At 44.8% G+C, this 14,151-nt stretch carries 20 protein-coding genes; 2 read left to right on the plus strand and 18 right to left on the minus strand.

Annotation, left to right across the window (positions count from 1 at the left end; genetic code table 11):
* Window positions 1-13: 13 nt before the first annotated feature.
* Window positions 14-853, plus strand: coding sequence for a flagellar hook-basal body protein (locus QMA04_RS13705; RefSeq protein WP_290186426.1), 840 nt, complete (start codon window positions 14-16; stop codon window positions 851-853).
* Window positions 854-906: 53 nt separating this feature from the next.
* On the opposite strand, the gene flgL is transcribed toward QMA04_RS13705, so the two are convergent.
* The 13 genes from flgL to QMA04_RS13770 all read right to left on the minus strand — a co-directional run bounded on the left by flgL (window position 907) and on the right by QMA04_RS13770 (window position 10,264).
* Window positions 907-1,788, minus strand: coding sequence for a flagellar hook-associated protein FlgL (flgL, locus tag QMA04_RS13710; RefSeq protein WP_290186428.1), 882 nt, complete (start codon window positions 1,786-1,788; stop codon window positions 907-909).
* Window positions 1,789-1,805: 17 nt separating this feature from the next.
* A complete protein-coding gene (gene flgK / locus QMA04_RS13715) occupies window positions 1,806-3,077 on the minus strand; it encodes a flagellar hook-associated protein FlgK (protein ID WP_290186430.1) in 1,272 nt (423 codons plus the stop codon).
* A 25-nt stretch (window positions 3,078-3,102) separates the two neighbouring features.
* On the minus strand, window positions 3,103-3,588 hold the full coding sequence (locus tag QMA04_RS13720) for a flagellar protein FlgN (RefSeq protein WP_290186432.1): 486 nt from the start codon (window positions 3,586-3,588) through the stop codon (window positions 3,103-3,105).
* Between the two features lie 20 nt (window positions 3,589-3,608).
* Window positions 3,609-3,878, minus strand: coding sequence for a flagellar biosynthesis anti-sigma factor FlgM (gene flgM / locus QMA04_RS13725; protein WP_290186433.1), 270 nt, complete (start codon window positions 3,876-3,878; stop codon window positions 3,609-3,611).
* A 28-nt stretch (window positions 3,879-3,906) separates the two neighbouring features.
* Window positions 3,907-4,335: a flagellar protein gene (locus QMA04_RS13730; RefSeq protein ID WP_290186491.1), complete on the minus strand. Its 429-nt coding sequence runs from the start codon at window positions 4,333-4,335 to the stop codon at window positions 3,907-3,909.
* Between the two features lie 87 nt (window positions 4,336-4,422).
* Entirely contained in the window at window positions 4,423-4,857 is a 435-nt protein-coding gene (locus tag QMA04_RS13735) for a flagellar basal body-associated FliL family protein (protein WP_290186435.1), read from the minus strand.
* A gap of 10 nt (window positions 4,858-4,867) precedes the next feature.
* Complete coding sequence (gene motB / locus QMA04_RS13740; RefSeq protein WP_290186437.1) at window positions 4,868-5,632, minus strand: flagellar motor protein MotB; 765 nt, start codon at window positions 5,630-5,632, stop codon at window positions 4,868-4,870.
* Complete coding sequence (motA, locus tag QMA04_RS13745) at window positions 5,610-6,419, minus strand: flagellar motor stator protein MotA (protein ID WP_290186439.1); 810 nt, start codon at window positions 6,417-6,419, stop codon at window positions 5,610-5,612. The genes motB and motA overlap by 23 nt, the downstream gene beginning before the upstream one ends.
* 344 nt (window positions 6,420-6,763) lie before the next feature.
* A complete protein-coding gene (fliS, locus tag QMA04_RS13750; RefSeq protein ID WP_290186441.1) occupies window positions 6,764-7,141 on the minus strand; it encodes a flagellar export chaperone FliS in 378 nt (125 codons plus the stop codon).
* A gap of 21 nt (window positions 7,142-7,162) precedes the next feature.
* On the minus strand, window positions 7,163-7,552 hold the full coding sequence (locus QMA04_RS13755) for a flagellar protein FliT (protein ID WP_290186443.1): 390 nt from the start codon (window positions 7,550-7,552) through the stop codon (window positions 7,163-7,165).
* Window positions 7,552-9,033 carry a flagellar filament capping protein FliD gene (fliD, locus tag QMA04_RS13760; RefSeq protein WP_290186445.1) on the minus strand — a complete coding sequence of 494 codons (1,482 nt, stop codon included), beginning with the start codon at window positions 9,031-9,033 and terminating at the stop codon, window positions 7,552-7,554. Before fliD ends, QMA04_RS13755 begins: the two co-directional genes overlap by 1 nt.
* A gap of 18 nt (window positions 9,034-9,051) precedes the next feature.
* Window positions 9,052-9,396 carry a flagellar protein FlaG gene (gene flaG, locus QMA04_RS13765; protein WP_290186447.1) on the minus strand — a complete coding sequence of 115 codons (345 nt, stop codon included), beginning with the start codon at window positions 9,394-9,396 and terminating at the stop codon, window positions 9,052-9,054.
* A 127-nt stretch (window positions 9,397-9,523) separates the two neighbouring features.
* Window positions 9,524-10,264, minus strand: coding sequence for a glucosaminidase domain-containing protein (locus tag QMA04_RS13770; RefSeq protein ID WP_290186449.1), 741 nt, complete (start codon window positions 10,262-10,264; stop codon window positions 9,524-9,526).
* A 196-nt stretch (window positions 10,265-10,460) separates the two neighbouring features.
* Here QMA04_RS13770 and QMA04_RS13775 point away from each other — a divergent pair, with 196 nt between their 5' ends.
* A complete protein-coding gene (locus QMA04_RS13775) occupies window positions 10,461-11,330 on the plus strand; it encodes a DNA endonuclease (protein ID WP_290186450.1) in 870 nt (289 codons plus the stop codon).
* 34 nt (window positions 11,331-11,364) lie between these two features.
* Here QMA04_RS13775 and QMA04_RS13780 read toward each other — a convergent pair whose 3' ends face one another.
* The 5 genes from QMA04_RS13780 to fliW all read right to left on the minus strand — a co-directional run bounded on the left by QMA04_RS13780 (window position 11,365) and on the right by fliW (window position 14,075).
* Entirely contained in the window at window positions 11,365-11,505 is a 141-nt protein-coding gene (locus tag QMA04_RS13780; protein ID WP_290186452.1) for a YjfB family protein, read from the minus strand.
* Window positions 11,506-11,970: 465 nt separating this feature from the next.
* On the minus strand, window positions 11,971-12,105 hold the full coding sequence (locus QMA04_RS13785; RefSeq protein WP_038702006.1) for a flagellin: 135 nt from the start codon (window positions 12,103-12,105) through the stop codon (window positions 11,971-11,973).
* Between the two features lie 322 nt (window positions 12,106-12,427).
* Window positions 12,428-13,159: a flagellin N-terminal helical domain-containing protein gene (locus QMA04_RS13790; protein WP_290186453.1), complete on the minus strand. Its 732-nt coding sequence runs from the start codon at window positions 13,157-13,159 to the stop codon at window positions 12,428-12,430.
* A gap of 232 nt (window positions 13,160-13,391) precedes the next feature.
* Window positions 13,392-13,616 carry a carbon storage regulator CsrA gene (csrA, locus tag QMA04_RS13795; RefSeq protein ID WP_146558802.1) on the minus strand — a complete coding sequence of 75 codons (225 nt, stop codon included), beginning with the start codon at window positions 13,614-13,616 and terminating at the stop codon, window positions 13,392-13,394.
* 3 nt (window positions 13,617-13,619) lie between these two features.
* A complete protein-coding gene (gene fliW / locus QMA04_RS13800; protein ID WP_290186455.1) occupies window positions 13,620-14,075 on the minus strand; it encodes a flagellar assembly protein FliW in 456 nt (151 codons plus the stop codon).
* Window positions 14,076-14,151: the final 76 nt, after the last annotated feature.

Genomic DNA, 14,151 nt, shown 5'->3' on the forward strand with positions numbered 1-14,151 from the left:
GGAAATTATCAAGTTGAATATCCAAATGAACACAGCCAGCAATACAATGAGTGAGCTGCAAAAGAAAATCGATTTGATCGGCAATAATATTGCCAACGTCAACACCAATGGCTATAAGCGCCAGGAAGCCAGTTTTTCAGACGCACTGGTGCAATCCATCGAAAAACAAGTCGGCCAGCAACATGAAGTCGGACGGAATACACCTTATGGTTTGCGCATCGGGGCAGGTGCGATTCTTTCACAAACAGCCGTACGCAACGAACAAGGTTCTGTCCGTCAAACCGACCGGCCGCTTGATTTCATGATCCAAGGAGAAAACGCTTATTTCCGGGTTTCTTCCGAAGATGGAGTATCTTATACAAAAGACGGTTCTTTCCAAGTTCAACCGATTTTAAATTCCAATCAAGTAAGTTTGGTCACTGCCAACGGAGAAGCTGTTCTTGGGGCCAACAACCAGCCAATTGTTTTTGATGCCGATTACGAAACCCTTCAGTTGAATGGAAATGGTGCTTTGGAAATTTTCTATAACGATCCCAAACAACCGGTAGAAATCCAAATGGGCATCGCCCAAGTAAACCGGACGAATTCACTTGAAAAAGTAGGCGGCAATCTTTACCGCCTGGCCGGCACCGAAGCTGAGCAAATCGCTAACGGCAATTTGCAGCTGATCAACTTGTCCCAACAAAATGACAGTTCCATCCGTATTAAGCAAGGTGCGCTCGAAGCATCCAATGTGGAACTCAGCGATGAAATGACCGAATTGATTGCAACGCAGCGATTGTTTCAATCACAAGGAAGAGCCATTTCCTACGCAGATGATATGATGGGCTTGGTCAATTCGATTAAAGGATAATGCAAAAAGAGCAGGCACCCCGCGGGGTGCCTGCTCTTTTTATCGTTTTTAAGTTATCTTAAGAAATCCATCAAGCTCGGTTGAATTATTTTCGAAGTAGCAGCAAGACTCGCCTGGTAGACGCTTTCTTCGCTGGTCAACTTAATGATTGCTTCCGCGTAGTCGATGTCTTCAACATTTGACAGCATTGTTTTCAATTGCAGGTTGCTGTCGAGCATCCGATTTCCCACGGCTTCCACACGATTTTGGCGAGCGCCGTTTTCAGCAGCGGCTGTCAACAACCGCTCCATTCCTTTATCGATTTTCTCCAAATCAATGGAAGTTCCAGCCTCTAAAGAAGCATTCATGCTTTCCAATGTTTTAAAGAGGTTATTGCCGTCTGTTGCTGTTCCAAACAAATCATCTGGCAAGAAACTTGATTGGATGCTGATGCCCTCCCCAATGTTAACCATTTTTGCAGCAAGTCCGTTGCTGTCAAAAGTAAAGTTTCCTTTTTCAGGGAAAGGAATTTCGCTTGTTTTCTGTCCGTTGAACAACGACTTTCCGTTGACCTTGGCATTCGCCAAATGGCGCATCTGCTCGGTCAATTCTTCCACTTCTTTAGAAATCACTGTACGGTCATGTTCAGATAAAGTGCCGTTATTGCCTTGTACAGCGAGCTCGCGAACCCGTTGCACAACATCCACCATGGAACCGATATTCTGGTCGGTTTCATCCATCCACAATTTCGCTTCGCTGCTATTGCGTTCAAATTGTGCATTGGCAGCAAGTGAACTTTTCAAGTTCATTGCCTGGCTGACTCCATTTGGATCATCCGATGGCCGGTGAAGCAATTTTCCTGTCGACACCTGATTATTGATTTTTTCAAAGCGGCTCAAGTTCTGATTCATGTTGCGAATCGAATTTTGGTTGAGCATCTGCTGTGTCACTCTCATTTTGCTTCCCCCTCTGCTTAACGAGCGGCCATACGGTTGATGATGGTATCCAGCATCTGATCTGTCATTGATACTAACCGTGCTGCCGCATTGTACGAATGCTGAAATTTGATCAAATTGGCCATTTCCTCATCAAGGGAAACGCCGGTCACAGACTGCCTGCGGTTTTCTGTCGCTTGAAGGGCTGCTCCGTGATTGCTTACGGAGTTGACCGCCGCCTGGCTTTGCGCACCAAGCTGGCTGACCAGTTTGCGGAAATTACTTTGCGCTCCTTCGGATGTTTTTTCTGTTACCGCCGGCTGCTTTAAAGGATCAGCTGCGTAATTGACTTTCAACTCCGAGAGCTTGAATTCTGCCGCATTGCCGATGAATAAAGCCTGATCCTTCCCGCCTGTTGCGGACATGCTGTTGGCTGACGCAAAATCAGCAACCACGTTGTTCAGGTCTGTTTGGTAGTTTTTCGCGATGGCCATCGACTCGCTTAGACCTGCTAGTTTACCGCCATATATTTCGTTTTCCCCAGCGCCGGTTTTGTAGTCGATTTCAGAAACTTCTTCACCATTGACCAAGGACTGATTGTTGGAAGCAAGGCTGATGGAATAGCTGCCGTTCGATTTTTCATCCACTTTGATGGACATCAAAGTCGAAAGTTCTTCCACCAGCGCATCCCGTTTGTCCTTTAAGTCATTTGACTGGTTGCCGTCGCGGACGATGCTTTTATTTAAATCTGCTATCTGTTTTAAATAGGCATTCGCTTCTTCAACAGTCTGCTGTGACTGCTGCACCAGTTCACTGTTCAAATTGTCCATCGACTTGTTCATCGACTGGGCCACTTCGATAAAGCCTTGCGTACGTTCTTTCACTACTGCCTGTGCAGACAGGCTGTCCGGCTCATTGGCCAAATCCTGCCACGCATTTTTCAGTCCGTCCATCGCGTTATTCAAACCGCTGTCGCTCGGTTCGTTGACGATGGTTTCCAACCGGTCCAATGTCGTCTGCTTTGCCTGCCACTGGCCGAGAGTTTCTGAATGATCCCGGGACTGCTGGTCCAAAAAACGGTCTCTTACACGGGTGATCGAATCGAGGTTGACGCCGGTTCCAAGTTGGCCAGTATTCGCACCTTGGCTGGTCCAAACATCCAAAGATGGCGAAGCGCTTGAATTCACCTGCTGGCGTGAGTAGCCTTTCGTATTGACGTTGGCGATGTTCTGGCCAGTCGTCGAAATGCTTGCCTGCCCAACGGACAATCCGCGTTTCCCTAATTCCAAACCGTGAAATGATGAAACCATTGTTTTCCCTGCTTTCCTGCAACCTTCAGGCTCTTGTATCGAAAAAGCCTTGATTGGTTGTTTGTGGTTTTTGCTGCCCTGCCGGCGATTGGTAGTTGAATTGCTGTTGCTTCGATTTTGTTACTTGGGTAATCATATGTTGAACAAAGCTCATCGAGTCTTCCAGGATTTTTTCATTACTTCTGTTTTTCGCCTGAAGCTCTGTTAAAAGCATTTGTAAAGTTTTCAATTGTAAATGCAGCTCTTGTCTTACATGTTCATCTGGAATCTGTTCTGCAAACTGGCTGAATGTCAGACCCGGATGCTCTTCCAATACGTCGGCCACAAGCAGTTGCCGTTCGTCTTCCAATTGGCTAAGCTGTTTGACCAGCTTCGCTTCTTCTTTCACAAGCTCGGTCAGTTCATCGACTTTTCGTTCGATCAACACCGTCTGCTTGCGCTCGGCATAACGGATAAGCTGCTTTTGTAGACTGATCAATTCATCCAGCGTATTTACTACTAAATTCAGCATCCGATACCCTCCCTTTTCACTTACTTATCAAACCAGAATTTAAAAACTTGTTCGGCTACTTTGTCGCTGTTGACTTCGTATTCACCGGATTGGACTTGCGCTTTTAGCAGCTTGATTTTTTCCTGTCTTTCAATATCGACGCTGGCGTTTTTTTCAAACATAGCCTTAGCCTGGTTTGAAATCTGCAATTCGTCCTCTTTTTGCAGCGGCTTCGTCTTAGCTGCCGGAGTCACCTGCATTTTTTGATAAGATTGAATAAAGGAAGAAGCATTCGTTTTATCAATATTCATTCCTTCACCGCCCTTTAGTTTAAGTTTTTTATTTACGTGCTTGCCAGTATTGCGCATTGATCTTCGGTCTTTCCCGTTTTCTGCCGGTAGCTTGCAAAAACTCATCGTTTTTCAATGTCGCATCGATCTCCGCCGCAAACTCAGTGTAACAGTCATCGCATAGAATCTGTTTCTTAATCTCTGTACCACAATGTTTGCACGGATAACCTAAATTCGGGAAGTCATCCGCGTAGATGCGTCCATCGCGAATAAAATCGGTAATCCGCTTAACAGATACAGTTGTGGATTGGCTGGTTTCTCGAATATTCGCAAAGCGATTGCTTTCGATCTTTAAAAATTCGTTCACTGTCTTGAATTCCTGCTCGATATCCTTGTAGCAGTCCAAACAGTAATCCGTGTGGTCTTTAAGGTATAATGTACCGCAAATCCGGCAATTATCCAGCTGATTTGCTCCCATATCATTCACCTGATCTTCTCTTATAGATTTATATCGGCAGGTTGGTCGAAAAGTTTAGCGCTAATTTTAATTTATTTTCTTTCATAATTATTGTACTTTAAATTCTGTCACCAAAACCCTGTCGACGGTGCCTTTTTGAATAACTTCAGCTAAACGGGCGGCAACCGCGGTTTCGAGCGTTTCAATCCCATTTTCACCGATCAGTTCGTCTTTCTCGAAGCTTGCAACTGTTGCGATAACCGCAGCACGCACTTCAGCGGTCCGTTTTTCCGCTTCTTTTTTTGTGTCTTTATCACTTAACAAAATATTGAATTGGACCACACCATAACTTCCGGGAGATGCCAAGTTGGTTGTAATGATATCGGTGGCAACGCTCAATTTTTCCACTTCTTCAGCGCTGAGCGGCTTGTCCACTTCCGCTTCAGCATCTTTTTGCCCCACATAAAATGCGGCGCCTCCGCCGACAATAGTCGCGATAATGACAATGGCGATTATTTTCTCTAATTTCCCCAATTTCCCCATGGTGCACCTCTTATTCTTCGGTTTCTTTTTCGTAAGGTGAGATCAACACTTCGACACGGCGGTTTTCCGTACGCCCTTCTGGTGTATCGTTTGTGGCAATCGGATGGTATTCACTGTAACCTGTCGCACTGAATTTTTCCGGATCTAACTTGTCGTTCTCCAACAGGATTTTCATGAAATTAATAGCGCGTGCAGAACTCAATTCCCAATTCGTTGGATATTCTTTTGTTCCTGCCGGAATATTGTCGGTATGCCCTTCAATGAAAATCATCCGGGGCGGATCGGAAACCAATAGATTCGAAATTTCATCCGCAATGGTCTGTGAACCGCCGATGATGTCAGCACTGCCCGATTCGAATAAAACCCCTTCTCTGATGGTGATCATCAAGCCTTTTACAGTCATTTCGGTTTGCAGACGAGGGGATAGCCCTTTTTCATCGATATATGCTTCAATCTTTGTTTGAAAATCCTCTAATTCCTGCTGGTCTTTAGCAGCCAGAATTTCTTCTTCGCTTTCACCCGATGGCAGATCCTCGTTCAACTTAGCGGTCGTCGATGGATCTAAGCTTTCGACCGGCGCTTCCTGATCCAGGATTCCGGTGCCGCCCTGCAATTCGCTATTGAACGAACTGGAAATCGCCTGGAATTTCTTTGAATCTACTTCGCTCGCTGCAAAGAGGACGATAAATAACGCCAACAATAACGTTAAGATATCCGCATAAGGCAATAGCCAGGCTTCATCAACGTGTTCTTCATGCTTCTTTTTGCGCTTCAAGTGGAACACCGCTTCCTTCTTCAGAGTCGAGCACACGGTCTTTCGCCGGCAAATAAGTCAATAACTTTTCTTCCACTGTCCGGACAGGCAAACCTTCTTGGACAGCCAGTAAGCCTTCGAGCATAATCATTTTCATTTTGGCTTCCTGTTCCGATTTCCGCTTCAGCTTGTTGGCAAATGGATGCCATAATACATAGCCCGAGAAAATCCCGAACAAGGTAGCGATAAAGGCTGCGGAAATCGATTTTCCGAGCAGCGCCACGTCGTCCAAGTGGCCCAGTGCGGCAACGAGTCCAATCACGGCACCCAGTACACCGAGCGTCGGTGCATAGGTTCCAGCTTGCGCAAAGATTTTCGCACCCAATTCATGGCGATCTTCCATGGCGGCAATTTCTTCTTCCATCAAATCACGAATATGTTCCTGTGATTGGCCATCGACGACCATTTTCAGTCCACGCTGCAAAAACGGATCTTCCACTTCTTCCGCTTTTTCTTCCAATGCCAGCAAACCTTGTTTTCTCGCCAACATCGCCCATCCCGTGAACATGGGAATCATTTCTTTGATGGAGACCGTTTTCTCGTTTCTGAAAATCACTTTGAACAAACTGGGGATTTTCTTCACTTCGTCCATCGGGAAGGCAACGAGGATACAGGCGATGGTTCCAGCAAAAATGATTACCAGCGCCGCTGGATTATATAATGCGATTGGGCTTGACCCCTTCAGGATCATTCCGCCAATCAGCACAGCAAATCCCATGATGACCCCTATCCATGATGTCTTATCCACGTTCATACCTCATTTCATTTACCTGTGTTGTTTTATTGTTTTGAATGACATTCCGCAAAACAGCTTTGCTTTCGGGCCCACAGGATGTGGGTCATGCAGCCGGCGCGACAGGACGGCGCGGTGCCGTCTGCCAGCGGGCTCCCGCCCAATCCTCCTCGTCCGCTTCGCTCCCTGCGGTGTATCGGTCGAGTCGCTAAGCCGCAGGAAAGACAGTAGTCGAAGCTTGCGAGGCTACGTCTTTGCGACGAAGCAGCGAAGCGATGCAGGAGCAGTACGCTCTTCTCAGCTGTTTTGCTCCATATCTTTAACGAAAAAAGTTTATTTGTATCACTTTATATTTATAATTAATTTTTCTTCGCCAATGCCATCGCCTGTTTCCAGGTGTTGCGCATGTCTGTCATGAGTGTTTCCACTTCTTCCAAAGCTGTTATGTCGTTTTTCATATTGGCATCCATCAAGCGGGTGTACATGTATTCGTACATTTGAGCAAGAGCGGCCGACATTTCGATCTCCAAATCCAAAGTGATGCGGAGTTCTTGGACAATGTTTTGCGCTTTGATGATGTTGGTGTTTTTTTCTTCGAATTTCTTTTCTGCCATCGCGCGCTTTGCAAGCTTCATGAATTTCAGGCTGCCGTTATAAAGCATTAACGTCAGTTCCTGCGGTGATGCTGTCAGTACTGAGTTTTGCTGGTAAGTCTGGTAAGGATTGATCGTTGCCATGTAAATAATTCCCCCTTGCTTCTAATTCCGCTTGTCTATGAATGAACCGCCGGTCGCCATCGTCTGATAGGCACCGTTGTATTTTTTCGATACTTCTTTTGTTTGGGCAATGCGTTTGATCTGGGTCAGAAAGGCAAAATGAAGGTCATTGAGCAGTTGTTGAAGCTGGTGGTCGCTTTCTTTTACTTGCTCGATGATAAAGTGTTCTTCTGTGGTCCACCGAAAGTTCTTTTGCCTCATAAACGTCTCCAATTGCTTAATGGTTTCCTGCCGCCGGAAGAATAAGGTTTCAAGAGCTTCGACTGTTCCTTCTTCATTGGCTTCCATGCGGGAATGGATAGTTTGCGCTCTTTCATAAAGTTCCTGTGTCTGTTTCAGAAATGCATGCATGATCGATTTCGCGCTGTTCATTACGCACCTCCAAACAGGTTCTGCTGCATCCAGGCGCTTTGTGAGTTCATTTGGCTTAACGCCTTCTCCATTGCAGTGAACTGCTTCCAGTAGCGGTCCTCAACACGTGTCAGACGGTCCTGCCAGCGGCTGATTTCATCGTTCATCTGTTTGATCTTTTTGGACAATGTACTGTTATCGACCGAGCTTGAAGAACTGCCGGCTTTTTCGCTGAGATTTTTGACGATGTTGTTCAATGTGTCATAGACTCTTGCACCGACACCATTCCCCGCTGCATCACGTGTGGTGAAAAGCGCCATTACTTCATCGGGTTTATTGGTAAGCGCTTCGCTCAATTTCTTTTCATCAATGAATAATTTACCACCTTCTGTATACGATCCGGTGTTGATGCCAATTTGCGATAAATGATTGATATTGCCTTCCGCAAGACCGGTTACACTGTCCATAAAAGCTCTCCGCAAGTCCTGCATGGCGGATTTCAATACTGGGTCATTGCGCAATAAACCACTCCGTGCTTTGTCTTCCCATAACTCGATTTCCTTTTCCGTCATGTCCTTTTTCTGTTCGTCAGACAAAGGTTGGAAATCCGGGTAGCGCTTTTCGACCAGCTGCTTCTGCAGGTTCTCGATGGTTTCGTTGTATTTGTCGACGAAGTCCTTGATCATGGCCAGTGGCTTTTCCGGGTTGGACTGGACGTTGATGGTTGCTTCAGCGCCTGCCTGCAGGAGGTTGACTGTTACTCCATTAACTGTTGTCTGATTGGTTTTTAATCCTTCGATTTTGATATTATCAAACATGATTTCGCCGTCTGCTGCGCCGATTGCCGTTGCTGAAGTAGCACCGCTGTTATTCATTATCTTGTTAGCCAATTCGGCACTTGCTGCTGTTCCGTCTGCATTCTTGAACTCCATTGTAAAAGCCTGTTCACTGCCCATCCCTTTTGTCGCTATGAAAAATCGGGATGTCGTGTTGTCAAAGCTTGCCCGTAACGCTGGAACTGAAGCTGCTGTCTTGTCCTGTAGATTTTTTGCTACGTCCGCAAATGTATCGGTGCTCGCTACGTCAATACTGATAGTGCCTATGGTGATTTTTCCGGCTACACCGATTTGATCTGTTGATTTTGCCGCAGTACCTGCTGAATTTGTAACGGGGTTAGCTGAGTTCAACTTCGCTGCACTCGCGACACTTGTCACTTGCACCTTGTAAGAACCGCTCATCGCATTCGCTGTTGTCGCAACCGTGAAGCTGTTTGGTGTCGGCGACGTGGCGCTATAAGAGTTGAATGACGATTGCAGACGTAAGTTACTCGCGCTTGTCCGCAGGTTCGTCATGGACAGGTTCGTATCGCGGATCGCTTCTTGCTGCCATTCCGTAAATACTTTTTGCTGCATTAATTTATCTAAAGGCATCTTTTGGATCTTCATCATATCTTTGACGATTGAGTCGGTATCCATGCCTGATGCTAATCCGCCAACGCGCATTGGGTTTTCCCTCCCTTCTTATCGTTTCTCGTCCACCATCAAGCCTGCTAAATCCTCTAATGAAGCATACATATCCAAAAACTTCCTATTGGGAATCTCCCTTAAAACTTCGTCAGTTTTGGAATCAATGACTTGCACGTAATAAACTTCCAGCTCTTCATGCAGCTGAAATTTCACGTTTGTCGATGTTGGCTCTAAAAATTTGTTCATACTGTCCACTTTATCTATGAGTGCTTCCTTCGTAATAGGTTTTTCTGCATTTTCGCCGTTGTTTTTCCCAGCAGCAGCTGTCTCCTTCGAGACTACCGGATCCGCCTCAGTGACTTTCGGAAAATGCGGTATTGATGTATTGGTTACTTCCATAATGGACACTCTCCTAATTGGTTAAACTCGCTAAATGGTTCTCTATATTAGTTATCGGCAGAAAAGCAGATTTTTTTAGCAATAAATCAAAAAAAATAAGACAAGCCCGTAAAGAGCCTGCCTCATCTTATGTGAGTTTGGAGTAATGATTACTGACGCCTTTTGTCCAGTGGTTATTTAACCCGGTTGGATCGTTAGCGGCTCCAACCGGCGCATACTTCGCCCCGATCTTCGCGATGGTGTCTTTGCCTTCATTCAAATAATTCTGGCGCAGGTTGCGGGCCATGTCGAAAATGCTGTCTTCCACGGAAGCATAGCTCCGCAGGCCGTTCTTGCCCATCATGCCGGCGACATTATTCTTATCATTGACCGCACGTGATGAACCATTGCCGGTTTCATGGATGGCGATGGCCGACAATAAATTCGGATCCAGGTCATACTTTTTCCCGGCGTTGATAAAGTGTGCAGCCGTTCCGCTCAATTTACCTTCTAATGTATTGTCCAGCTTGATAAATTGCGTCGGCTTAAACTTCAAATCGCTCGTATCCGTCGCAGCGGTCGGCACTTCTTTCTTATCGATCGGCGGAATCGTGATCGCCGGATTATAGGAATTTGTTAGTGGTGCCGTTAACGGCGTAGTTAAAGATGGCATAGCAGCCTGAATTCCCATTTGCGGTGTCGTTCCAGTATTCGCTTGTTCCATGCTTTCCATCATCGCGCTCATCAGCATGGCGAAAAATGTGCTTGGGCTTGTCGAACTGCCCACAGAACTAGCGCCACTGTCGGTCTGGCCTAAAGCAGGCATCGACTTCGCCATCGAAGCGATCGTATTATATAAAAGAAAATTGTTAGAAATCGGACTGGTCAATCGGTTCTCACACCCCTTGCTTGAGTTAATCTTGTTTAGTTTACAAGATAACGAAGGAAAAAAGAATAGGATAATTGTGGGAGAGAAAGTTTATTTTTAAACTTGAATTAAATTAATGCGACAGTAATTAGACAATTACAACTACTTCATAGTATATTAAAAAAGAACATATGTTCTTAATTAAAGGAGGGTCACTATGGACTTACATGTTCTAACATCAGACGAACAAAATGTCTTAATCGCTAGTATATTAGGAGATGGAGAAATCACTAAGAGGTATCCAGGATCTCGTCGAAAAAATAATAGCTATAGGGAGCATTTCAGTATCCAACAATTAGATTACCGTATTTGGAAATTGAATCTACTACCGCCCACTTTTTATTTTAATAAATCTTGTTCTTTCCTAGTCTCTCCCTCCTTGCCTCTTTTAACACAAATGTTTAATCATTTTTATAATTCAAACGGCGATAAAATTGTTTCTCTAGAAATGCTGAAACTGTGCAAGTCCCCATTGTTTCTGACAACTTTATTTTTAGATGACGGTTCGCTGTCTATATCGGTTAGTAAGAATCACTTGAAAAAAACTATTTATTTAACGCCGCATATCCATCTTTACTTGCAATGTCTTTCTTTAGAAGACCTATGCAAACTAAAATTGCATATCCACACTCAATTTTCAGTAGAAGTTAACACCAGTAAGAGATCAGATGGGTTTGGTTATATATTAAAAACAACAAAAGTCTGTGAAACAATGAAGTTCCTGAAAATAGTTGGCGAAGTATCTAGAGATTGCCCTTCTATGTATCACAAAACAGATTGGGAATTCCGTTTTTCGCAGGAAGTTAAGAGATATCAAGAATCTTATCCAGGATACGAAGTAATTGTCAGTTCGTCTGATCGAAAGAAAAATTATACCGAGGAAGAATGCGAGGTATTATGCAAAATGAAAAGAGAAGGCCGAACCGATAAAGAAATTGCAGCTCACTTGAACCGGCCGTACTGGTCCGTTGTCTATAAATGGGCTGAGCTGCGAAAGAATAACAGTGAGTATATATTGCCGGATTAAAAAAAGATCTCAAAGTATGAGATCTTTTTCCTTTTTAGATTTTTATATCAAGAGAACTTCCAATATGAGGCTGAACAGACTGCTCCAGCATCTTCACAACATCTCGACCGTTTGTTTCTGCCTGATCTATTGTCTTCTTCATAATCGATACGTTCGCTTCAGTCCGGACGTTCATCTGGCTTTATGCCATTGATAATGCGGCGATATCCATTAGATTGCCTCCTTATGAAAAAAGGAGCCTAAAATTAGGCTCCTTCTCATTTTTAAGATTAACGCAGCAATTGTAGTACTTGCTGTGGTGCTTGGTTGGCCTGCTTTGCCGCTATGTCTTTCGATCATAGAATAGACTATATCTTCACCCTCTATTTAGAGGGGCTGGGCACTTCGAATGGCGCTTGCCACCCTACGGATTTCATCGCCATAGCTTTCGCCTTAGACGGTCTATCCTAGTCGTTGAACCTTCCCCAGAGTTTCCTCACAGGAGCTTGGCTGCTGATTATCCATTGGTCCATCCTCATCATTTTCAAACCGTCACGCCGACCGTTTCCAGTTACGTTGTGGTTGATGGGGCTTTAGGAAGTTCCAGCAATTCACCCAGTTATACTCTAACCCGTTACCCGGTTAGACGCCCTAGAATCAATTATCTCAACAGTTGTAAAACTGATTGAGTCATTTGATTGGATTGAGCTAGCATTGCTTGTGATGCTTGTGCAAGAATCGAGTTCTTTGTTTGTTCCATCATTTCTTTCGCCATCGTGCGAACATTTACTTTCATAAATGACTAGACTATATCTTCACCCTCTAGTGTTAGTAGGGGCCGGGCACTTCGGATCGCTCAGTGGTGATGGCCACTGTGTCACCTACGGATTTCATCACCATAGCTTTCGCCTTAGATGGTCTATCCTAGTCGTTGAACCTTCTCCACTCTTTCGAGACAGGAGCTTGGCTGCTGATTGCCCAATCTTTTATTTTTTCGAACCGTCACGTTTGCCGTTTCCAGCTGCGTTGTGGCAATAAAAGCTATAAGGGGTTTCCAGCAATTCACCCGGTCGTAATCTCTGGCTGTTACCGGCCAGGACGACTGTACCTCTGCTCGCTTACGCGGCTTCGGCATAATCAACGTCGCGGATTCTTGATTCCGCAGCTGTTAGGTTTTCGGCTGATGTGTTCAAGTTATTGATCGTATGTTCAAAACGATTTTGTTTAGAGCCTAATTGAGAACGTTCATCTGAAACTGATTTGATTGCAGCATCAAGAGTGTCAAGAGATGCAGTAGCAAGAGCTGAAGTACTGACATCGAGAGTATCTACCACTAAAGTAGTCGCATCCATCGCTGCAAAGTCAACAGTTAACTGTTGAGCGTTATTTGCCCCAATTTGGAAAGAGAATGTACCGTTTTCGCCAGCTCCACCGCTTGCATCTAACAAGTTTTGACTATTAAATTGAGTAGTTTCAGAAATGCGAGTGATTTCTCCAGCTAGATCGTCAATTTCGACTTGAATTACAGTACGATCGTCAGCGTCATAAGAGTCATTCCCGGCTTGTACAGTAAGCTCACGCATACGTTGAAGGATGTCGTGTGTTTCGCTTAAAGCACCTTCTGCAGTTTGGATCATTGAAATTGCATCTTGAGCGTTACGAGATCCTTGCTCTAACCCACGAATCTGTCCGCGCATTTTTTCAGAAATCGAAAGTCCAGCTGCATCATCTTTTGCGCTGTTAATGCGAAGTCCTGAAGACAATTTCCCCATATTTTCCATTTGTGCGCTTTGAGCCGAGCCCATTTGGCGGTGAGTGTTAAGTGCTGCGATATTGTGATTGATAATCATTGTGTATTACCTCCATGTAATGTTTTTTTGTTTTTTTGCAAGCGCCCAAATCCTTTTGAACTGCCTTACAGTAGTTATATCGGAGGGGTTTAATAAATGTTTAGCGTTTTTTGAAAAAGATTTTAGAATATTTTTTGCGCCCCCGCGGCAGCCACAATTTGAGGAACAATTGAGTCTGCCACCGTGGCGCGACGCGTATAGAAAAAGCCTGCGAAATCTGCAGGCTTCCGCTCTATTTCTTTTTCATGCTCAAAAAATCACTCAAGTTGATGACATTCGAAGTTGCTTGCTTATTCTCTTCCTGAATCTCCAGGTACACTTCTTTCCGGTGGATAGTTACTTGCTTCGGTGCGTTGATGCCGAGGCGCACCATGTCGCCTTCTATAGAGGTGACCGTGATTTCAATGTCGTCGTTGATGATGATCGTTTCGCCTTTTTTCCGTCCCAGTACTAACACTCTCTACACCTGCCTTGCAGCAGTGTCGCCGCTCTGGAATAAAGCCTGCTTGATCTGGTAGTCTTTGTTATTCAAGACAACCTGCATGCCCATTTGTTTTTTATTATTAATGACTAGCGGCGCTTTCAAGTTCGTCGTCGCGCTGCTGATGTCGCCTTTGACTGTCACTGTCGTCAACACGATGGCGTCTAACGGGTCTTCCAACTGCAGCCGCTCCACCATCTGCTCTTCCAACTTGATATCGTAATCCTGGAAAAACGTAAACGGATCAACCAGGAAGAAGTTGACTTCCACCGTATCCACCGACTGCAGGAAAAAGAATGGCGATTCGCCTTCTGCATCCGCCGGCAGCAAGACATATTTCTTATATTCATCAAATCCTGGAATCCCTCTATCAAACGTGATGACGCGTTCTTCCGCCAGTTCCACTTCACCGAATTGTTCTGTTTGAACTTTCATGTCCAACTCCCTTTCCATAACAAAAAAATGCCTCTTAAGATAAAGATATCTCAACAGGCATTTATTAACAAACTAT

Origin of the sequence: Planococcus sp. APC 3900, assembly GCF_030407735.1 — a bacterium.
Taxonomy (GTDB): Bacteria; Bacillota; Bacilli; order Bacillales_A; family Planococcaceae; genus Planococcus; species Planococcus notacanthi.